This window comes from Luteimonas suaedae (assembly GCF_008312895.1).
In the GTDB taxonomy this organism is placed as follows: Bacteria; Pseudomonadota; Gammaproteobacteria; order Xanthomonadales; family Xanthomonadaceae; genus Luteimonas; species Luteimonas suaedae.
Map to the genome: position 1 here is coordinate 459966 of NZ_VSSP01000001.1, position 19393 is coordinate 479358.

At 68.6% G+C, this 19393-nt stretch carries 20 protein-coding genes; 3 read left to right on the forward strand and 17 right to left on the reverse strand.

Annotated elements, in window-relative coordinates; translation table 11 throughout:
• Positions 1-125: 125 nt before the first annotated feature.
• The 12 genes from FXO19_RS02000 to FXO19_RS02055 all read right to left on the reverse strand — a co-directional run bounded on the left by FXO19_RS02000 (position 126) and on the right by FXO19_RS02055 (position 10914).
• Positions 126-923: an HvfC family RiPP maturation protein gene (locus FXO19_RS02000; RefSeq protein WP_149193374.1), complete on the reverse strand. Its 798-nt coding sequence runs from the start codon at positions 921-923 to the stop codon at positions 126-128.
• Positions 916-1767 carry an HvfB family MNIO-type RiPP peptide maturase gene (locus tag FXO19_RS02005; RefSeq protein ID WP_255516243.1) on the reverse strand — a complete coding sequence of 284 codons (852 nt, stop codon included), beginning with the start codon at positions 1765-1767 and terminating at the stop codon, positions 916-918. Before FXO19_RS02005 ends, FXO19_RS02000 begins: the two co-directional genes overlap by 8 nt.
• A 55-nt stretch (positions 1768-1822) precedes the next feature.
• Positions 1823-2200 carry an HvfA family oxazolone/thioamide-modified RiPP metallophore gene (locus FXO19_RS02010; protein WP_149193376.1) on the reverse strand — a complete coding sequence of 126 codons (378 nt, stop codon included), beginning with the start codon at positions 2198-2200 and terminating at the stop codon, positions 1823-1825.
• A gap of 273 nt (positions 2201-2473) precedes the next feature.
• Entirely contained in the window at positions 2474-3178 is a 705-nt protein-coding gene (gene phoU / locus FXO19_RS02015) for a phosphate signaling complex protein PhoU (protein ID WP_149193377.1), read from the reverse strand.
• Positions 3179-3324: 146 nt separating this feature from the next.
• Complete coding sequence (gene pstB, locus FXO19_RS02020; protein WP_255516282.1) at positions 3325-4143, reverse strand: phosphate ABC transporter ATP-binding protein PstB; 819 nt, start codon at positions 4141-4143, stop codon at positions 3325-3327.
• A gap of 109 nt (positions 4144-4252) precedes the next feature.
• Positions 4253-5107 (reverse strand): phosphate ABC transporter permease PstA, encoded by an 855-nt coding sequence (pstA, locus tag FXO19_RS02025; protein ID WP_149193378.1) that lies wholly within the window; start codon positions 5105-5107, stop codon positions 4253-4255.
• Positions 5104-6078, reverse strand: a complete 975-nt coding sequence (gene pstC / locus FXO19_RS02030) for a phosphate ABC transporter permease subunit PstC (RefSeq protein WP_149193379.1) — start codon at positions 6076-6078, stop codon at positions 5104-5106. Before pstC ends, pstA begins: the two co-directional genes overlap by 4 nt.
• An 81-nt stretch (positions 6079-6159) precedes the next feature.
• On the reverse strand, positions 6160-7260 hold the full coding sequence (pstS, locus tag FXO19_RS02035; RefSeq protein WP_149193380.1) for a phosphate ABC transporter substrate-binding protein PstS: 1101 nt from the start codon (positions 7258-7260) through the stop codon (positions 6160-6162).
• A gap of 63 nt (positions 7261-7323) precedes the next feature.
• Positions 7324-7575, reverse strand: coding sequence for a hypothetical protein (locus FXO19_RS02040; protein WP_149193381.1), 252 nt, complete (start codon positions 7573-7575; stop codon positions 7324-7326).
• Between the two features lie 179 nt (positions 7576-7754).
• The gene (locus FXO19_RS02045) at positions 7755-8381 is read right to left on the reverse strand and encodes a TetR/AcrR family transcriptional regulator (protein WP_149193382.1); all 627 of its coding nucleotides are present in this window, start codon (positions 8379-8381) and stop codon (positions 7755-7757) included.
• 22 nt (positions 8382-8403) lie between these two features.
• Entirely contained in the window at positions 8404-8661 is a 258-nt protein-coding gene (locus FXO19_RS02050; RefSeq protein ID WP_149193383.1) for an acyl-CoA-binding protein, read from the reverse strand.
• 291 nt (positions 8662-8952) lie between these two features.
• Positions 8953-10914, reverse strand: a complete 1962-nt coding sequence (locus FXO19_RS02055; protein ID WP_149193384.1) for a PhoX family protein — start codon at positions 10912-10914, stop codon at positions 8953-8955.
• Positions 10915-11177: 263 nt separating this feature from the next.
• Here FXO19_RS02055 and FXO19_RS02060 point away from each other — a divergent pair, with 263 nt between their 5' ends.
• Positions 11178-13166 carry an SDR family oxidoreductase gene (locus tag FXO19_RS02060; protein ID WP_149193385.1) on the forward strand — a complete coding sequence of 663 codons (1989 nt, stop codon included), beginning with the start codon at positions 11178-11180 and terminating at the stop codon, positions 13164-13166.
• A gap of 70 nt (positions 13167-13236) precedes the next feature.
• Here the strand turns inward: FXO19_RS02060 and FXO19_RS02065 are convergent, their stop codons facing one another.
• From FXO19_RS02065 to FXO19_RS02075, 3 genes are all read right to left on the reverse strand, one after another.
• Positions 13237-14208 carry a restriction endonuclease gene (locus FXO19_RS02065; RefSeq protein ID WP_149193386.1) on the reverse strand — a complete coding sequence of 324 codons (972 nt, stop codon included), beginning with the start codon at positions 14206-14208 and terminating at the stop codon, positions 13237-13239.
• Between the two features lie 360 nt (positions 14209-14568).
• Positions 14569-15120, reverse strand: coding sequence for a phasin family protein (locus FXO19_RS02070; RefSeq protein ID WP_149193387.1), 552 nt, complete (start codon positions 15118-15120; stop codon positions 14569-14571).
• A gap of 298 nt (positions 15121-15418) precedes the next feature.
• Positions 15419-16684 carry a patatin-like phospholipase family protein gene (locus FXO19_RS02075; protein WP_149193388.1) on the reverse strand — a complete coding sequence of 422 codons (1266 nt, stop codon included), beginning with the start codon at positions 16682-16684 and terminating at the stop codon, positions 15419-15421.
• Positions 16685-16770: 86 nt separating this feature from the next.
• Here FXO19_RS02075 and FXO19_RS02080 point away from each other — a divergent pair, with 86 nt between their 5' ends.
• The gene (locus FXO19_RS02080) at positions 16771-17490 is read left to right on the forward strand and encodes a DUF8198 family protein (protein ID WP_149193389.1); all 720 of its coding nucleotides are present in this window, start codon (positions 16771-16773) and stop codon (positions 17488-17490) included.
• A gap of 49 nt (positions 17491-17539) precedes the next feature.
• Here the strand turns inward: FXO19_RS02080 and FXO19_RS02085 are convergent, their stop codons facing one another.
• Positions 17540-17818 (reverse strand): polyhydroxyalkanoic acid system family protein, encoded by a 279-nt coding sequence (locus FXO19_RS02085; RefSeq protein WP_149193390.1) that lies wholly within the window; start codon positions 17816-17818, stop codon positions 17540-17542.
• A gap of 90 nt (positions 17819-17908) precedes the next feature.
• Between FXO19_RS02085 and FXO19_RS02090 the strand changes: the two genes are divergently transcribed.
• Entirely contained in the window at positions 17909-18730 is an 822-nt protein-coding gene (locus FXO19_RS02090) for an FHA domain-containing protein (protein WP_149193391.1), read from the forward strand.
• Here FXO19_RS02090 and msrQ read toward each other — a convergent pair.
• On the reverse strand, positions 18715-19353 hold the full coding sequence (gene msrQ / locus FXO19_RS02095) for a protein-methionine-sulfoxide reductase heme-binding subunit MsrQ (RefSeq protein WP_149193392.1): 639 nt from the start codon (positions 19351-19353) through the stop codon (positions 18715-18717). The two genes, FXO19_RS02090 and msrQ, sit on opposite strands and share 16 nt — an antisense overlap.
• Between the last annotated feature and the right edge of the window lie 40 nt (positions 19354-19393).

Below are 19393 nucleotides of genomic sequence, written 5' to 3' on the forward strand. Positions count from 1 at the left end.
GTGCCGGCGGGATCTCGCGAATGCTGCGATTCCGGACCGGCAGGCGCGCCGGTCACCGGACGTCACGGGCGGCGAGATGCCCGCGGCATCGCGCGCATGGCGCGCTCCTACGAAAGGGCCGGCCGCTACGGAGAATGGCGGATGCCGAGCAGGGTGCCTTCGGCGTGCAGGCGTTGCATCATCGCGGCGCCCTCGGCGAGGAAGGGTTCGGCATCGGCTGCGCCGGCCTCGACGGCCAGTTGCCGCAGGCAATCGCCGCCGCTGCGCGCGTCGTTGCTGCCGAGGATCTCCAGCAGCCGGTAGACCAGCGGCGAGAGCTCCGAAAAGCGCACGGTGCCGTCGGCGTCGCGGCGCACCAGCATCAGGGTCGGCGCCGACGGCGGTTGCAGTGGCTGGAAATGCGGCCCGATCCGGTGGACCGGCCAGCGATAGGCGAGCGCCCAGGCCAGTGGCGAGACCACCGGTACGCCGTCAAGCAGGACCTGGCGCGAACCGGCGATGTCATCGGCGGCGTCGACCGGATCGTGCGGCGGCGGTGCGGCGTCGGCGATCTGCAGCGCCAGTTCCACCCACTCGTAGTGCGCCAGTTCGGGCAGCCAGGGCGCATCGTCCACGGCATCGCCGGCGCGGTCTTCGAGAAAGCGGACGAACTCGCGCCCGATCTCGGTGAACAGCGGCGTACGGCTGCGGTGGCGGGCGAAGAATTCCCGCACCAGCGCGCGCCAGCCGTCCTCGCCCAGGGTGCGCCGGATCACCGGGAAGTTGCCGGACAGCAGGCTGCGGATGTTGTCCTGGAACAGATTGCGGTAGACCGTCAGGCGGCGGTCCTCGATGCCCGGTGGCGGGGGATTGCGTTCCGGGTCGCGCAGGTGCCGTGCCAGTGCGAACTGCTGCGCACGCAGCATGTCGGACGGATCAGGCATGCCCGGCAGCGCGTCCATGCCCGTGCCCGTCACGCTGCAGCTCGCGGATGCGCCGTACCTCCGCCAGCAGCTCGGCGAACGGCGGGAAGTTGAAGTCGCGCTCGAGCAGGGTCGGGCGCAGGCCGTGCAACCGGTAGGCCTGGCGCAGCAGCTCCCAGACTTCGGGGATGATCGCCGCGCCGTGGGTATCGATCTTCAGGTTGTCGGCCTCGTCGTAATGACCGGCGATGTGATAGCTGGCGATACGCCCGGCCGGCATCCGCGCCAGGAAGTCGGCGGCGTCGTAGCCGTGGTTGATCGCATTGACGTGGACGTTGTTGACGTCCAGCAGCAGGTCGCAGTCGGCCTGCTCGAGCACGGCGAGGATGAAGTCGGCCTCCGCCATCGCCTGGTAGGGCGCGGCGTAGTAGGACACGTTCTCGATCGCGATGCGCCGGCCGAGCGCGTCCTGCACGCGGCGGATGCGCGCCGCGGCGTTCCTCACCGAGGCCTCGGTGAACGGCACCGGCATCAGGTCGTAGAGCTGGCCGTCGTCGGCGCAGCAGCTCAGGTGTTCGCTGTACAGCGTCACCCGGTGGCGATCGAGGAACTCGCGCAGGCGCCGCAGGAAGGTCTCGTCCAGCGGCTCGACGCCGCCGAGCGACAGCGACAGGCCGTGGCAGGTCAGCGGGTACCGGGCCGCCAGGGCCTCGAACGCGGCGCCCAGGCGTCCGCCGACGCCGATCCAGTTCTCCGGCGCGCACTCGAGAAAATCGAAGTCGTCGCGCGAGGCGGCCTGCAGCGACGGCAGCAGGCCGCGTCGCAGTCCGAGTCCGGCGCTGGCGGGAGCGAGCGGTGCGGCCACCGGAGTCAACCCATGCCTCGCGTGCCCGGGCTTGCGGGCACGCGAGGCGGATGCTTCAGATGGCGCCGCCGCATTGACCCTCGCCGCACTTGCCTTCCATCCCGTCCTTGGTGGCATGGTGCGCGTCGTGCTCGCTGCTGTCGATGAAGCCGTCGCTGTTGGTGTCGATGTCGGCGAACTTCTCGGCCTTGTCCGGATGCGCGGCTTCGAACTCGGCCGCCGAGATCCTGCCATCGCCATCGCTGTCGACGCGTTCCATGCCGCACTTGCCCTCGCGCGCCTTGTCGGCTCCGGCCGTGGCGGCTTCCTGCGCACCGAGCAGGTAGCCCTGGGCGAGCGGGGTCATGGCGAAGGCGGAGCCGGAGAGCAGCAGGCCGCCGGCGAGCGCGGTACCGAGGGCAACGGCGACGGGTTTCTGGTCGGAACGGGACATGTGCAACCTCCTTGGGGCGTTGCGGGTCATCACCCGCGGGTGGGTGTGGAGTCTAGCGCTGTTGCCGGGGCAGGGGCGGAGTGGGCGGCCGGAGGCGGCGCGGCGGAGAACGCCTCTGCCGCCGGCCGCCCGCCACGCCGGATGCAGCACGGGCTTTGCCGCGATCTTACGCGCGAAAACCACGCACCGGCACGCCCGAAGCGCGCATCAGCATGCGCTTCGGGTGTGCGGAAAGCATGAATTGCAGGTGACGTTAAGCCCGCGTTAGCGGCGTCAGCTGACGGTGTTGGTCTCGTCGCGCTTCTCGCGCGGCGGCAGGGCGTCGTCGCCGTGGACCAGGAACCAGATGTTCTCGGCGATGTTGGTGGCGTGGTCGCCGATGCGTTCCAGGTTCTTGGCCATGAACAGCAGGTGGGTGCAGGGCGTGATCGCGCGCGCATCCTCCATCATGTAGGTCAGCAGCTCGCGGAACAGGCCGGTGTAGATCGCGTCGAGTTCGGCGTCGCGGTCACGGACCTGCTGCGCCGCCGCGGCGTCGTTGTTGCGGTAGGCCTCGAGCACATCGCGCACCTGGCGCACCGCCAGCTGGCCGAGCATGTTGAGGCCGCGGGTATGCGGCAGCGGCGGCGCCTGGTTGAGCGCGGTCGAGCGCTTGGCGACATTGGCGGCGTAGTCGCCGATGCGCTCGATGTCGGAGGACACCCGCAGAGCGGCCAGGATCTCGCGCAGGTCGCGCGCCATTGGCCCACGCAGGGCCAGCTTCATCACGTCGTGGCTGACTTCCTTCTCCAGCGCGTCGATCGCATCGTCGTTGCCGATGATGCGCTCGGCGGCCTTGTCGTCGCGGCGTTCCACCACGTCCAGCGCCGCCTCCAGCTGCGCCGCCGACATCTCGCCCATGCGCAGGATCTCGCCCAGCAGCCGCTGGCGCTCTTCGTCGTAGCTCTTGACGATGTGGTCGTGGGGCTGAAGGCTCATGAGATGTCCGTGACTCTTGGTTGGTGATTGGTGATTCGTAATTGGTGATTCGTGATTCGTGATTCGTGATTCGAAGAAGCGGAGGCGATCGTGGCTGTTGCGTTTGCTGTTGCGAATCACCAATCACGAATCACCAATCACGGCTCCTACCCGAACCGCCCCGTAATGTAATCCTCGGTCTGCTGCTTCGACGGGTTCGAGAAGATCGTCTCGGTCGTATCGTGCTCCACCAGGTCGCCCAGGTACATGAACGCGGTGTAGTCGGACACGCGCGCGGCCTGCTGCATGTTGTGGGTGACGATGACGATGGTGTAGTCGCGCTTGAGCTCCTCGATCAGCTGCTCGATGCGGCTGGTGGAGATCGGGTCCAGCGCCGAGGTCGGCTCATCGAGCAGCAGCACTTCCGGGCGCAGCGCGATCGCGCGGGCGATGCACAGCCGCTGCTGCTGGCCGCCGGACAGGCCCAGCGCGCTCTGGCCCAGCTTGTCCTTGACCTCGTCCCACAGCGCCGCCTGCACCAGGGCCTGCTCGACCCGCTCGTTCATCTGCGCCTTCGACAGCTTCTCGTGGTGGCGGATGGCGTAGGCGACGTTCTCGTAGATCGTCATCGGGAACGGCACCGGCTTCTGGAACACCATGCCGACCTTGCTGCGCAGCCGGTTCATCGGGTACTTCGGCGCCAGGATGTTCTCGCCGTCCAGTAGCACTTCGCCGCGCGCCTCCTGCTTCGGGTACAGCGCGTAGATCCGGTTGAACACACGCAGCAGGGTGGACTTGCCGCAGCCCGACGGGCCGATCAGCGCGGTCACGCGCTTCTCCGGCATGTCGAAGTTGATGTTCTTCACGGCGTGGAAATCGCCGTAGTAGAAGTCCAGGCCGCGTGCCGACAGCTTGACGCGTGCGGGTTCCGTGCCCGTGGTGGCGGCACGTTCCTGCCTGGCGATATTGATGCGGGCGTCGTTCATGACCGGTGTCCGGGAAACGGGGGGTATGGAGATCTTCGCCTTGGCCGGCGTACGCTGGTCGGCGGTGGCATCGCTGTCGTGGCGGGCGGTCGTTTCCATCGGCGCGGCCTCAGTCCTGGACGATGCGGTTGCGCATGACGATGGCACGGGCCACCAGGCTGACCAGCAACACGAACATGGTCAGGATGAAGGCGCCCGCCCAGGCAAGCGTATGCCAATTCTCGTACGGGCTCATCGCGTACTGGAAGATCACCACCGGCACGTTGGCCATCGGCGCCAGCAGATTGCTGCTCCAGTACTGGTTGTTTAGCGCGGTGAACAGCAGCGGTGCGGTTTCGCCGGAAATGCGCGCCAGCGCCAGCAGGATGCCGGTGACGATGCCCGGCAGCGAGGCGCGGTACAGCACCTGCACGATCACCTTCCACTGCGGCACGCCCAGCGACAGCGCCGCCTCGCGCATCTGCGTCGGCACCAGCCGCAGCATCTCGTCGGTGGTGCGCACCACCACCGGCAGCACGATGAAGGCCAGGGCGATGCCGCCGGCCAGCGCCGAGAAGTACCCCATCTGCGCCACCACCAGGGTGTAGACGAACAGGCCGAGCACGATCGATGGCGCCGACAGCAGGATGTCGTTGACGAAGCGCACCGTCTCGCCGATCCAGCTCTTCTGCGAGTATTCGGCTAGGAAGGTGCCGGCCAGTACCCCGATCGGGGCGCCGAAGGCGATGCCCAGCAGGCTCAGCACGGCGCTGCCGAAGAAGGCGTTGAGCATGCCGCCGCTGGCGCCCGGGGGCGGGGTCATTTCGGTGAACAGGGCGAGGTTGAGCGAGGTGATGCCCTTGCTCAGCGTGGTCCAGATGATCCACACCAGCCAGAACAGGCCGAACACCGTCGCCAGCACCGCCAGCACCTGCGCGACCAGGTTCTTGATCCGGCGGTTGCGGTAGATGACGGCGGCGCTCACAGGTTGCCCTCACGGCGGCTGAGCTGGCGCAGCATCAGCCGGGCAATCGCCAGCACCACGAAGGTGACCAGGAAGAGCACGAAGCCGAGCGCGATCAGCGAGGACAGGTACATCGGCGAATCGGCCTCGGCGAACTCATTGGCGATGGTCGCCGCGATCGAGTTGCCCGGTTCCAGCAGCGACACGGTCAGGCGGTGGGCGTTGCCGAGCACGAAGGTCACCGCCATGGTCTCGCCCAGCGCGCGGCCCAGGCCGAGGAACACGCCGCCGACCACCGCCGAGCGGGTGTAGGGCAGCACCACGTCCCAGACCACCTCGGTGGTGGTGGCGCCGAGCGCGTAGGCCGATTCCTTAAGCCGGGTCGGCACGGTGAGGAACACCTCGCGCATCACCGAGGAGATGAACGGGATCACCATGATCGCCAGCACCAGGCCGGCGGTGCCCATGCCCAGGCCCAGCGGCGGGCCGGAGAACAGGGCGCCGACCAGTGGGATCTCGCCCAGGTTGGCGTCGACCCAGGGATAGACGTTCTGGCCGAGGAACGGCACCAGCACGAACAGGCCCCACATGCCGTAGATGATCGACGGGATGCCCGCCAGCAGCTCGATCGCCGCGCCCACCGGCCCGCGCAGCCAGCGCGGCGCGATCTCGGTCAGGAACATGGCGATGCCGAAGCTGACCGGCACCGCGATGACCATGGCGATCAGCGCGGTGACCAGGGTGCCGTAGATCGGCACCAGCGCGCCGAAGTCCTGCAGCACCGGGTTCCAGGCGTCGCGCCAGAGGAACTCGAGGCCGAACTTCTCGAACGCCAGCCGCCCGCCCCAGAGCATCGACAGCGCGGCCGCGCCCAGCGACACGAGCACGAGCACGCCGGCGGCGGTGACCAGCCAGCGAAAGCCGCGATCGGCCCGGGTATCGGCGGCGTCGCGGCGCGAGGACGTGTCGATCGGGAGCGTGGTGGCGTTCATCGGCTCGCTGCGGGGCGGCGGAAGGTGGAAGACCGTGCCCGCGCCGCGGCGTCATCCGCGGCACGGGCCGTCACGGTGCGGTCAGCCCTGGATCTCGGCGGCCCAGTAGGCCTCGACCTGCTCGACCAGCGGCGCCGGCAGCGGGACGAAGTGCAGCTCGTCCGCCTGTGCCTGGCCGTTCTCCAGTGCCCACTTGAAGAAATCCAGCGTCTGCTGCGAGCGCTCGGGATTTTTCGGCTGCTTGTACATCAGGATGAAGTTGGTGGCGGCGACCGGCCAGGACTCCGCACCCGGCGCGTTGGTGATGATCAGGCTGAAGTCCTGCGAGTTCGGCCAGTCGGCGCTCGCCGCTGCCGCCTGGAAGCTCTCGGCGCTCGGCTGCACCCACTGGCCGTCGGCGTTCTGCATCGAGGCGAAGGACATGCCGTTCTGCGTGGCGTAGGCCAGCTCTACGTAGCCGATCGATCCCTTGATCTGCTTGACGTAGGCGGCCACGCCTTCGTTGCCCTTGCCACCGACGCCGGTCGGCCAGCTGACCGAAGTGCCTTCGCCCACCTGCTCCTGCCACTCCGGGCTCACCTTCGACAGGTAGTTGACCCAGTTGAAGGTGGTGCCGGAGCCGTCGGAACGGTGCACCACGTTGATCTTCGACGACGGCAGGTTGGCGTCCGGGTTGAGCCCGGTGATCGCCGGGTCGTTCCAGGTGGTGACCTTGCCGAGGTAGATGTCGGCGATCAACGGGCCGGTCAGGCGCAGCTGGCCCGGCTCGACGCCGTCGAGGTTGACCACCGGCACCACGCCGCCGATCGCGGACGGGAACTGCGCCAGGCCGGCCTCGGCCAGTTCCTCGGGAGTGAGCGGCTTGTCGGAGGAGCCGAAATCGACGGTGCCGGCCTTGATCTGGGCGATGCCGCCACCGGAACCGATCGACTGGTAGTTGATGCGTGCGCCGGTGGCGCGGGAGTAGTCGTCCGACCAGCGCGACAGCAGCGGATAGATGAAGGTGGCGCCGGCACCGGTGATCTGCACGTTGACGCGGTCGCCGGAGGTATTGCCGGTGGCGTCGGCGGGCGTCGGGCCGACGGTCGGGGCGCCGCCTTCGCCGGAGTCCTGGCAGGCGGCCAGGCCGAGCGTGAGCGCGGCGGACAGGGCGAGTGCGGCGATTGGTCGCTGGATCTTCATGCGTGACTCCCTGAGAAGCGGCCAGGGTGGCCGGCGGAATGACGCTATAAAATGATGTTTTTGTTACAGCTCAATGACAAGATCGCAACGATCTCGCGTCGCCAGCGCCTCGGCCGCGCCACGCTGCGGTTTTTCAGCCTCCTGCAGGAAAAAAAGCGGGCCCGTGCGGGCCCGCAAATCGGAGGGGAAGCAATCAGGGGAGAGAGACCTGGCGTGTGCGGAACCGGCACAACGGCTGCCGCCGGTCGCTCCGTTCGCCGCGCCATTCAAACGCCCGGGCATGATCGGCGCATGTCCGTGCGATGACAGGAACATGACGCAGCCCCGTGTCCTTGTAGGAGGGGCTTCAGCCCCGACCGGGCACCGACAAGACCTACGGCCTCAGCTTCCCGACCGGCACCGCGCGCTTCCTGTTTCCTTGGTCACGATCTTCGGCAGGTCGGGGCTGAAGCCCCTCCTACAAAGGTGGGCGGAGGGCGTGAATGCCGATGCGGCTAGCGCCGGTAGGCCTGGGTCAGGGTATCGAGATGCACCCGCTCGGCGTCGCGCAGGAATGGCGCGATCAGCATCAGCACCTGCACGATGCCGTCGCGGATCGCGACCTGTTCGTCCTGCTCGCCGCGGACGGCGGCGTAGTTCAGCCAGAACGTGGCCACCACCAGGAGGTTGGTGCCGACCGCGTCGAGTTCGGCGGCCGAGCCGCGCATCACCCCGGCCTGCGACAGGCCGCGCATCACTTCGCGGGCACGCGCGTCGGCGCGCCGCAGGATCCGTGCGAAACGCAACCGCAGGCGGCGGTTGCGGCTGAGGATCTCCAGCAGGTCGCGATAGAGGAAGCGGTAGTCCCAGATGCACTCGAACACCAGGTGCAGCTGCAGCCACACGTCCTCCAGCCCCGGCAGGCGGTCGCCGGGGCCGGCGAGCGCGTCGTCCATGCGCTGTTCGAAGCGCGCGAACAGCTGCTCGATGATGTCGTCCTTGTTGCGGAAGTGGTAGTACAGGTTGCCGGGGCTGATTTCCAGCTCGTCGGCGATGTGGTTGGTGGTGACCGTCGGCTCGCCCTGCGCGTTGAACATCGCAAGCGAGCAGTCGAGGATGCGTTGGCGGGTATCGCGCGCCATCGGCCGGGCGGGGCAGCGGCGCTCAGGCCGTCAGCTGCTTCACCAGCTCGACGTACTTGCCCATGGCCTCGTCCTGCGGCGTGCCCTTGAGCTTGGCCCAGGCCTCGTACTTGGCGGTGCCGACGAAATCGAAGAACCCCGGCTTGGGGCCGTTGACGTCGCCTTCCGCGCCCTGCTTGTAGAGGGCGTAGAGCCGCAGCAGGGTGTCGTTGTCGGGTCGCTCGGGCAGGTTCTTGACGTCCTTGGCGGCCTGCTCGAAATCGCGCTTGAGATCCGACATGCGTGCTACTCCTGGCGGGAGCGCAGGTGATAGCACGGGGACCTGAGAGGGTCAACAAACGGACCGGTCGCCGGGGTTTCCCCTTTTTGAAAAGGCGGGTGGGGATTTGCTTGGTGCCTGACCAAGTAACAGCAACAGCAAATCCCCCTCAATCCCCCCTTTTTCCAAAGGGGGAAGACAAGCACTGAGATCCGCGTTCGTCCGCGGCTGATCGCTTTTTGGCGCACAAGAACGGCCGGGCGCGCCCGCGCCCGGCCGTCCGCGCTTTCCCTGCGCGGACGGCCCCGGTACTCAGGTTCCGACGATGCCGCCGTCGCGGCGCGTCACCACCACCGTCGCCGAGCGCGGCTTGAGCATGCCGCCGGGCCAGGCGCTGCCGCCGCTTTCGCCGGGGTGCTGGATGTTGACGAACAGCGTGCGGTGGTCGGGCGTGGCGGTGATCCCGGTGACCTCGCAGCCGGACGGTCCGACCAGGAAACGCTTGATCGCGCCGGCGACCGGGTCGGCCACCAGCATCTGGTTGTTGCCGAACGGCCCGCTGCCGAGCTGGCTGCCGCTCATGTCGGTCTGGATCCACAGCAGGCCGTTGCGGTCGAACCAGAGTCCGTCGGGGCTGGCGTGGATGCTGTCGGCGGTGAGCGGGTCGCCGTCGGGACCGAGGCTGTCATCCGCGGAACCGCTGAGCAGGAAGAGATCCCAATCGAACGCGATGGCATCGCCGCGGCTGGCGTGCTCGAGGAAGCGGACGATGTGCCCATACGGGTTCGGCCCGCGCGGGTTGGCGGCGTCGGTCTCGTCGGCGGTACGTGAAGCGTTGTTGGTCAGGGTGAAGTACACCTGGCCGGTATTCGGGTCGACCGCGCCCCATTCGGGCCGGTCCATCGGTGTGGCGCCGGCGACGTCGGCCGCCAGACGGGTGTTGATCAGCACGTCGCCCTGATCCGCGAAGGCGACACCGGCGGCGGCCGCCGCCGCGGCGAAGCCCGGGTCGTCGATGTCCAGCGCCAGCCATTCGCCGCTGCCGTCGTCGTGGAAGCGCGCCGCGTACAGGGTGCCGTGGTCGAGCAGCTCGCCGCTGGCGCGGCCCGGGGTGTAGCGCTCGCGGCTGACGAACTTGTAAATGTATTCGCCCTGGGCGTCGTCGCCCATGTAGGCGACCAGCGGCTGGCCCGGCTGCGGCTGCGCGAACACCAGGCCCTCGTGGGCGAAGCGGCCCAGCGCGGTGTGCTTGACCGGGGTGCTGTCCGGATCGAACGGGTTGATCTCGACGATCCAGCCGAAGTGGTTCGGCTCGTTGCGATAGTCCTGGACGGCGTCGTCCGCGGTGGCGGTGGCGTCGAAGCGCGCCTCGACCGTTTCCCAGCCGTAGCGGCCGGTGGTGGCGGACACGCCGTAGCGGGCGTGCTCGCGGGGACGCTCGCCGCGGTTGACGAAGTAGCTGGCCCAGTTCTCCTCGCAGGTCAGGTAGGTGTTCCACGGCGTATGGCCGTTGGCGCAGTTGTTCAGCGTGCCGCGGGTGCGGGTGCCGTCGGGGCTGTAGGTGGTGCGGAGCTTGGCATGGCCGCGGGCGGGGCCGGCGATCTCCATGGGCGTGGCGCCGGTGATGCGGCGATTGCGGCGGCTGCCGATGATGCTCCAGCCGTCGACGCGCCTGCGGATCTCGGCCACGCTGACGCCATGGCCGGCGATCTCCTTGCGCACCTGGTCGGCATCGCGCACGCCGCCGACGCTGATTGGTCCGGCCGGATGCATCGCCGCCTGGTCGATGTACTCGTGGTTCATCACCAGCAGCCCCAGCCCGGATTTGTGCGGCGGCGCCTTGGACAACGGGAAGAAGTGCATGCCGTCGTGATGCATGCCGACCTGCTGCTCCTGGTCGGCGCCGCTGTTGAGCCCGCCGTCCCGGTAGGCGGGGTAGTCGCCGCAGATCGGCTCGCCCCAGGGCAGGATCACCGAGAAGTCGTACTCCGGCGGCACCAGGATGTCATCGACCCGGCTGACCGGGACCGCGGTGAAGTCCAGCGGCCGGATGCGCGGATTCGGGCGCCCTGGCTTGCCGGCCGCGGCCAGTGCGGTGGCGCCGGTCGCGAAGAGGCCGGCGGTGACCGCCAGGCCCAGCCCGCCCTTGAGCAGTTGCCGGCGGGCCAGCCGGGTGCGCAACACCTCGCCGAAATGCGGATTGCCGGAGCGGTTGCTGTCTTCGTGGTCGAAATCTTGTTCGCTGTAGGGAACGGGGGCGTCTTGCTCGGTCATGCCTGGCTGCCTCGTACGGATTGGGTGGTGGTATCCGGCCCCCGCGAACGACGTTAGCCAGCGCGTGTTGCAGCGCCGTGTCGCCGTCGGCGCCCTGTCCCCGTTTTTGTGAAGCGACGGCAGTCGCGACTGCGATCCGGCAGCCGCTGCAGCGCCGCGCCCGCAGGCCCGTTTCGCCCGCCCTAGGCAGGTCCGGCCGCGCTGGCTATGCTGGCGCAGACGGCGCCGTATGGTTGCTTGCCATCATTCCTGGGAGGGGAGACATGAGCTATTTCGTCACCGGCGCAACCGGGTTCATCGGCCGCTTTCTGGTCAGCAACCTGCTCCGGCGCAAGGGCACGATCCACGTGCTGGTGCGCGAGGACTCGCGGAAGAAGTTCGACGCGATCGCCAGGAAGATGGGCTGGGACCCGAAGCGCGTCGTGCCGGTGTCCGGCGACATGACCGCGCCGAAATGCGGCCTGGGCGCGGCGCAGGTCCGCGGCCTGAAGGGCAAGGTGAAGCACTTCTTCCACCTGGCCGCGATCTACGACCTCACCGCCAGCCCGGAAGCGCAGCAGGCCGCCAACGTCGACGGCACCCGGCACGCGCTGGACCTGGCCGCCGCACTCGAGGCCGGCTGCTTCCACCATGCCAGCTCGATCGCCGCCGCCGGCCTGTATCCGGGCATCTTCCGCGAGGACATGTTCGACGAGGCCGAAGGCCTGGACGATCCGTACCTGCGCACCAAGCACCAGTCCGAACGCCTGGTGCGCGAGGAGGCGCGGTTGAAGTGGCGCATCTACCGGCCCGGCATGGTGGTCGGCCATTCGCAGACCGGCGAGATCGACAAGATCGACGGTCCGTACTACTTCTTCACCTTCATCAAGAAGCTGCGCCAGATGCTGCCGCCGTGGATGCCGACGCTGGGCATCGAGGGCGGGCGCATCAACATCGTGCCGGTGGACTTCGTCGCCGATGCGATGGACCACATCGCCCACAAGCCCAGGCTAGACGGCCACACCTTCCACCTCACCGACCCCGAGCCGATGCGCGTGGGCGAGGTGCTCAATGCGTTCTGCCGCGCCGGCCACGCGCCGGAGATGACCATGCGCATCGATGCGCGCATGTTCGCCTTCGTGCCCTCCGGCATCCGTGCCGCGGTCGGCAACCTGCCGCCGGTGCGGCGCCTGGTCGGCACGCTGCTGCGCGACTTCCGCATTCCGAAGGACGTGCTGAAGTTCATCACCTATCCCACGCGCTTCGACAGCCGCGAGGCCGAGCGTGCGCTCAAGGGCAGCGGCATCGCGGTGCCGAGGCTCGACGACTACGCCTGGCGGCTGTGGGACTACTGGGAGCGCAATCTCGATCCTGACCTGTTCGTCGACCGCACCCTCAAGGGCAAGGTGCGCAACAAGGTGGTGGTGATCACCGGCGGCTCGTCCGGCATCGGCCTGTCCACCGCGCAGCGGGTGGCCGAGGCGGGCGCGATCACGGTGATCGTGGCGCGCGGCAAGGAGGAGCTGTTCAAGGCCCGCGACGAGATGAAGGCCGCCGGCGGCAAGGTGTTCGCGTACACGGCGGACCTGTCGGACATGGCCGATTGCGACCGGCTGGTGCAGGCGATCCTCAAGGACCATGGCCACGTCGACGTGCTGATCAACAATGCCGGCCGCTCGATCCGGCGCTCGATCGAGCTCAGCTACGACCGCTTCCACGATTTCGAGCGCACCATGCAGCTCAACTACTTCGGCAGCCTGCGCCTGATCATGGGTTTCATGCCGACGATGACCAAGCGCCGCAAGGGCCACATCATCAACATCAGCTCGATCGGCGTGTTGGCCAACTCGCCGCGGTTTTCGGCCTACGTCGCCTCGAAGGCGGCGCTGGACGCCTTCAGCCGCTGCGCCCAGGGCGAGCTGTCGGGCAAACGCATCAGCTTCACCACGGTCAACATGCCGCTGGTGAAGACGCCGATGATCGCGCCGACCAAGATGTACGAGAGCGTACCCACGCTGACCCCGGAAGAGGCCGCCGACCTGCTGGTCAAGGCGATCATCGAGCGCCCCAGCCGCATCACCACCCGCCTCGGCGTGTTCGCGGCGCTGCTCAACGCGATCGCGCCGAAGGCCTACGAAGTGGTCATGAACAGCGCGTTCGAGCTGTTCCCGGATTCGGCCGCCGCCAAGGGCGATCGCGAGGCCCTGAAGGACGAGACCCCGAGCCAGGAGCAGATCGCGTTCGCGGCGCTGATGCGCGGCGTGCACTGGTAGCGCAGCACCTCGCAGCGCTTGCGGCATCTCCCGGCAAGGCGGCCGCAGGCCGGGCGCTTCGCCGGAACGATCAGTAGGTCCGGCACTGCCGGAAGCGCACCTGCAGCCCGCTGCCCGGCGGCGGCGTCAGCAGGATCCGCGAGGCGGCCAGGTCCGGATAGCGCTCGACCAGCGGACAGATGCTCGGCATCGCATCCTCGCTGACATCGAGCAGGTGGACCTCCAGTGTCGACTGCGTCGCCCACAACGCCCGGTCGACCATCGGCAGGGTGGCGATCGCGCCGACCACCGCCTCGCGCTGCTCCTGCGGCGACGCCACGGTCGGCGCCGGGCCGGGGCTGTCGTCGACATTCTCCGTTGCGGCGGTATCGGTCTCCGGCCCGGCGTCGGCGGCGGGTGCCGGCGCATCGGAGGACACCGGCGCGGCCGGTGATGTACCGATGGATGTCGGCGAGCGGTCCGCGATCGCGAAGTACACGGCGATGCCGACCAGGAGCGCCAGCAGCCAGGCCACGGCGATGCGCTGCCGCGCACGCCGTTCGGCGCCGGCGCGGATCGCCGCCAACTGTTCCGGCTTGAGGTCGCGCAGCTCCGGCCACAGGGTGGCGCCGTCGAGCAGCTCGATGTTCCGGTCGGCGGCGGTCTTGCGCGCCTCGTTCGAGATCCGGCCCTGGGTGAACAGGAATCCGCCGCTGGCATTGGCCAGACGGATGTCGTTGGACAGGTCGTTGACGGTGGCGTTGCCGAGCACGAAGGCACTGCCGTGCTTGCACGACAGCAGCCAGCGGCGGCCGTCGCGTTCCAGCGTGTAGTCCTTGTCGCCGGCGGCGATCTCGTGGTCGAACACGCGCTCGAAACCGCGCCGCGACAACGCCTGCAGGACCAGATGGATGAACTCGCGCCAGGAAGTGCCGGCGAGCGCCGCGATGCCGGCGCGGGTTTCGTCCCGCTGCCGCAGGACGCGCTGGATATAGACGGTGGCGATGGTGCCGAGCAGCAGAACGACGACGACGACAACCAGCCACTGCAGCCCTGCGCTCACGAATCGATTTTCCTGTCCGGACGGTGATGGTTTCCGCCTACAGGCGGAAGCGCGTGCAGGATAGTCGGAATCGCGAAACAGGTTAAGGGCGCATGGTCACGGTGCGCCGGAAGACGGCAGGCGCATTTTCCTTCTCCCTTCGGGAGAAGGTGGCCCGAAGGGCCGGATGAGGGTACGGCGAAACGGCAGGAGTCTGAACCATCGCGGCTTCGCCGTACCCTCACCCCAACCCCTCTCCCGAAAGGAGAGGGGCTTCAAAGCGGCTGCCGGAAAGAGCCTGCCCCTGCAAAGGCAAGGGTCAAACCTTTGGCAGTCTCCCGGCAGAGCCGGGAGGTTGTTTCAAAAGAATCAACCTGCAGGTCAACCGGCGGTGGTCTTGCGCACGCGCTTGCGCGGGACTTTCTTCACCGCCGCCTTGGTTGCGGTCTTGCGGGTGGTGGCTTGCTTCGCGGTCTTGCGCGCCGCCGGCGTGCTCGACTGGCGGCGCAGCTCCGTGGTCAGGATCTCGACCCGGCGGGCGAGGTCGGCGAGATCGTCGCGGCTGGGAACGCCGAGCTTGACCAGCGCGCGCTGCACGCGGTCTTCGAACACCTTTTCCAGCCGATCCCAGGTATCCGTGGCGCGGTGGCGCGCCTGGCCGACGCTGCTCTCGACCGCATCGCGCACCACGTCCGCGCGACCGCCGGCGAACTTGCGTGCGTTCTGCTCGACGTTCAGGCCTTCCTTCACCAGGGCCTCGAACAGCTTGGCGCCCTCGGCCTGCGCGCGGCCGAACGCGCCGACCCCGGCCAGCCAGATCTGCTGCGCCGATTCGCTCAGGCCCTTGGACAGGCGTTCGGCCTGCTGCTGCGGGTCCGCGGTCGACGAGCGCCGGGTGCCGGTTTTCTTTGCGGTCTTCTTGAACGTGGCCATGGTCCCTCCGATTTCTGGCAAAGATTAAGGATTGCAGCATCACGGCCGTGTCTAGAGCTTTCACACCACCGGGGATTGTTCGGGGAGGGCCAAGAGCAGTCTGGCCACGGATCTACGCGGATAGAGCGGACAAGGGGGCAAGGCGGATAGGCAGCCGCCGCTCGATGGATCTGCCGGCACACCGGTACTGCCGACCGCCCGCACGTCGGGCACTGCGGAGGTGTTTCAAATATTCCGAATGTCCGGTTTTATTCGCGCCAATCCGCGCAGATCCGCGGCAAAACGCCCTGCCGGCCGCTCACGATCGTCGCGAGCCGGCACGCCGGCGGTTGGTGATCAGGCGTTCGGTGTCGTCGAGTGCACGGCGCAGGCGCGCGGTGGTCTCGGTGCTGCGTGGCGGTGGCGGCCGCAGTCCGTCGAGGAGGGTGCGGTGTTCGTCGGCGAGGATTTCGTCGCGCAGGTCGATGCCGTGCGCCGCCAGCACCGGTCGCAGCTCGCCGGCACGGCGGCGCAGGTCGGCGAGGGTGTTGCGGTAGGCGAGTTCGCAGACGCGCCGCCGCGAGGAGAAGCTGAAGGCGTTGGTGAAGAACAGTTCGCCGTCGGCCTCGTCGGGTTCGAACACCAGCTGGTCGATGTCGGGATACTGGCCCGCGTACTTCGCCATGCCCACCTGCATGCGCGATTGCAGCAACGTGCGGAAGGTCTGCGACAGCACCGCCGGCAATCCGCCTTCGGCCAGGCGCCGCGGATCCGTGCCGGTCGCCAGGTCGCTGTTGTGCAGGGTGTTGTTGAACGGCACCAGCGGGTTGACGCCGAGCAGCAGATCGATGCCGCGCTCGAGCAGCACCGAGGCGTGCATGGTGCGGCGCAGGGCGCCGTCGACGAAATGGCGGCCGCGGATCTCGACCGGGGGATACAGGCCGGGCAGCGCCGCGCTGGCCTGCACCGCGACCGAGATCGGCACGTCGTCCCAGCCGTCGCCGCCGAACAGCACCGGATCGCCGCTGTCGAGGTCGACCGCGACCACGTACAGCTTGCGCTGCAGCTCGCGGAAATCGTTGCTGCGTCCACGCCGCGTCAGCACGCCGCGGAGGAAGCGTTCCAGTTCGCGGTTGTCGAACAGCCCGGTCGGCAGCACGCCGCCGATGCGCGGGATCATGTCCCAGCGCGCGTCACGGGGACCCAGCAGCAGGCCCTGCCACCACTGTATCGTCAGCCGAGGCAGGGCGGCGGCGCGGCGCAGGTATTCGAACAGCGCCGGCCGCAGGAAGATTTCCGGACGGAACCGCACGTCGTCGCTGTCGCCGGTGATGAAGATGCGGCACATCGCCTCGGTGCCGAGACCGTTGGCCAGGCCAGCGGCGAGAAAGGCGCCGCTGCTGACGCCGACATAGCAGTCGACCGCCGTCGGGTCGAAGCCGTCCAGCGCCTCGTCCAGCGCGCGCAGCGCACCGAGCTCGTACATGCCGCCGATCGGGCCGCCGCCTGCGATCGCCAGGCCGATCCTCGCGGCTTGCCGGCGTGACGGACGGGAACGTTGGCGAGCGGAATGCAGGGAGAGCATGCGGTCGGATCCGTGGAGGTCGCGCGAGTGTAGCGGAGCGGCGCGCGGGGTTGCCTCGGCCGCGCCAGGGCAACGATGATGCCGGCATGTCGCATCCCCACGCCGTCGTCCAGCGCCTGTCGCGCCGCGTCGCCTGTCATCAGGCCCTGCACGATCCGGCCATCGAGCCGCGCAACCGGCTGCGCTGGCTCCCGGAGTTGCGGCGTTGGCAGGCAGAACGCCTGCAGCGCAGCTTCGCCCGCTTCCTGAGCGACCCGCGGCGCCGGGCGGCGGCCGAGTTCTTCCTCACCGACGTCTATGGGGATCGCGATTTCGCCCGCCGCGATGCCGACATCGTGCGGGTGATCCCGATGATGCAGAAGCTGCTGCCGACACGGCTGCTCGCCACGATCGCCTCGGCGATCGAGCTGGGCGCGCTCAGCCACGCGCTCGACCTGCGCATGGCCGAAGCCCTGCAGCGCCTGGCGCCCCGGCGCCGCAAGCTGGACCAGGACCTGTACGCGCGGGCTTACCGCGCGGTGGCGTTGCCGCGGCTGCGCGGGCGCCAGATCGCCTTGATCGAGGAGGTCGGCGGCGGGTTCGGCCGCGCCCTGAAGGCACGCGGCGTGGCGGCCCTGCTGGCGTTCTCGCGCGGGCCGGCGCGGCTGGCGGGGCTCGGCGAACTGCAGGGTTTCCTGGAACGCGGCTACGCCGCGTTCGAGCAACTGGGCGATGTCGAGGGGTTCGTTGCCGAGATCGGGAACGACGAGCGCGAAGCCATGCGGCGGTTGTTCGAAGGCCATCCGCAGCCGTTCGCCGCAGACTGAACGATCGCGGTGACCAGACCGTCGACCACGCTGGCGGCTGCTCCGGCGATCAGGCGTCGAACTTCTCGGCCAGCACCCGTCGGATCTCACTTTCGATCGGGCCCTGCATCGCCGACAGCAGGAATCCCAGCTTCGCGGTGACGTGCAGCTCCTCAGGCGCCAGCTCGATGCGGCCGTCCACGCCGGAGCGTTCGAAGTTCAGACAGTCGCCGTCCCACGTGCATGCCATGCCGAAGCGCTCGTCCAGTTTCCGCGCGACCTCCTCGATCGCCTTGCGCGCCTTCGGCATCGGCATCGAGTGGGGATGATGGATATCGATATCGGCCATGGCGGCGGTTCGCGGCGGGGAAAGAGGCATCCATTCTGAAGCGGCCGCGGCCGCGATCCAAGCCCTGGGGGCATGCTAGATTCATGCCGGATGGAATCCCTGAAGCTGCGTTTCACCACCGCCGGCCAGCCCGATCTCCCGCTCGGCATCGGCATGCATGCGATCGGCCGGGCGCCGGGCCGCGACCGCATGGGCGTCGTCGCCGACGGGCAGCAGGCGATCGTCCGCTTTTGCGTCGACCGGCGCGGCGTATGGCTGACCGTATCCGAGGGCGCGCGCGGCGTGCACGTCAACGGACGTGAGATCCGGCGGCTGGCGATGCTGCGCATCGGCGATGCGGTCTACATCGACGGTATCGAGATGCGCCTGGTCGGTGAACGTGCTGCACTGGCCCGTCCCCAACCGGAGCCGGCGGCCGCCGAAGCCGAAGCCGATCCGCGCGTGGTCCTGCGCGGGATCGGCGGCCAGCATCACGGCCGCAGCTTCACCCTCGACCGTCCGCGGCTGGTCGGGCGCGCGCGCGAGGCCGACATCCGCATCGACGACGATGCCTTCGCCGAGCGCCATGCCCGCATCGAACTGGCGGACGGGCGCGTGGTCCTGCGCGACCTCGGCTCGGACGAGGGCAGCCAGGTCAACGGCGAGGCGGTCCGCGACGCCGTGTTGTTGCCGGGCGACCAGGTGGTGTTCGACGCCCACCAGCGTTTCGTGGTCGAGGCACCGATGCGCGCCGACGCCGGGCGCGAGCCCGAAGCGGGTGGCACACTGGAAACACGAACGCTCGCCGAGCAGCTGTCCGACGACGCGTCGCGCGAGGACCGGCGCGCGCCATGGCGGCTGCCCTGGCTGCTGCTGGCGGCATTGGTGCTGGCCGGATTGCTGAGCCTGCTGCTGCTCTACGGTTCGGGCTGAGGGGCTGCCCGGCGCGATGCCCGCCAGCGCCACAGGCGCCAGCCCAGCAGCAGCGCGAGGATGCCGGCATACAGCAGCGGCTCGCGGATATCCGACTTCACGATCCACCAGAAGTGCAGCACCGCCAGCACCGCGACCGCATAGACCAGCTTGTGCAGCCGGCCCCAGTTGCGCGCCAGCCGCCGCATCCAGCCCCTGGTCGAGGTGATCGCCAGCGGCACCAGCAGCAGCCAGGCGGTGAAGCCGACGGTGATGTAGGGACGCTTGACGATCTCCTCGAACAGCATCGTCCAGTAGCCGCGCAGATCCAGCACCAGCCAGGCGGAGAAATGCAGGCTGGCGTAGGCGAATACGTACAGCCCCAGCATGCGGCGGAAGCGGATCAGCAGCGGCTGGCCGGTGATCTGCCGCAGCGGCGTGACCGCCAGGGTGACCAACAGCAGGCGCAGCGCCCAGATGCCGAGGCGGTGTTCGATCTCGGCCACCGGATCCGCGCCCAGCGCATCGATGTCGGCCTCGCTGAACACCTGCCAGAACTGCCAGGACAGGATCGCCAGCGGCGTCAGCGCGAGCGCGTGGACGAAGGTCTTGGTGAGGACAAGGAATGATCTAGGCGGGTTCATGGATGGTCAGCAGAATGACGGGTTTTCAGCCGCGGATCTG